Annotated in this window: 1 protein-coding gene; it reads left to right on the plus strand. The window is 65.5% G+C overall.

Translation table 11 applies throughout. The features are described 5' to 3' along the window. The first annotated feature begins 18 nt into the window (after positions 1-18). The gene (locus IE294_RS46910; RefSeq protein ID WP_189895409.1) at positions 19-852 is read left to right on the plus strand and encodes an alpha/beta fold hydrolase; all 834 of its coding nucleotides are present in this window, start codon (positions 19-21) and stop codon (positions 850-852) included. Position 853 lies beyond the last annotated feature (1 nt).

Below are 853 nucleotides of genomic sequence, written 5' to 3' on the forward strand. Positions count from 1 at the left end.
CGACGAAGGGTGTGTGTCATGGGTTTTGTGACGGTGGGCCGGGAGAACTCCGAGGCGATCGAGCTGTACTACGAGGATCACGGCAGTGGTCGTCCGGTGGTGCTGATCCATGGGTATCCGTTGAACGGGCACTCGTGGGAGAAGCAGGAGCGGGTGCTGCTGGAGGCGGGGTACCGGGTGATCACGTACGACCGGCGTGGGTTCGGCCGGTCGAGTCAGCCGACGGTGGGTTACGACTACGACACGTTCGCGGCGGACCTGAAGGTGTTGCTGGACCACCTGGACCTGCGGGACGTCGCGCTGGTCGGGTTCTCGATGGGGACGGGTGAGGTCACCCGGTTCCTGGGCCGGTACGGGTCGGAGCGGGTGGCGAAGGCGGCCCTGCTGGGTGCGATCCCGCCGTTCCTGCTGAAGACCGACGACAACCCGGAGGGTGTGGACGCGTCGGTGTTCGAGGGGATCAAGGAGGCGGTGCTGAAGGACCGGCCCGCGTATTTCAAGGATTTCCTCGACAATTTCTACAACGTCGACATGTATGCCGGGACGCGGATCAGTGACCAGGCGTGGCAGAACAGTTTCAACGTGGCGGTGGCGGCGTCGGCGTGGGCGGCTTACGCGTGCGTGGACACGTGGCTGACGGATTTCCGTGAGGACCTGCCGAAGATCGATGTGCCGACGCTGCTGGTGCACGGCGACGCGGACCGGATCCTGCCGTACGAGAACACCGCGAAGCGGCTGCCGGGGCTGATCGAGGACCTGACGTTCGTGACGGTCGAGGGCGGCCCGCACAACATCGCCTGGACCCACCCGGAGGAAGTCAACGCCGCCCTGCTGGAGTTCCTCGCCAAGTGAC

Origin of the sequence: Streptomyces canarius (genome assembly GCF_014650735.1) — a bacterium.
In the GTDB taxonomy this organism is placed as follows: domain Bacteria; phylum Actinomycetota; class Actinomycetes; order Streptomycetales; family Streptomycetaceae; genus Streptomyces; species Streptomyces olivaceoviridis.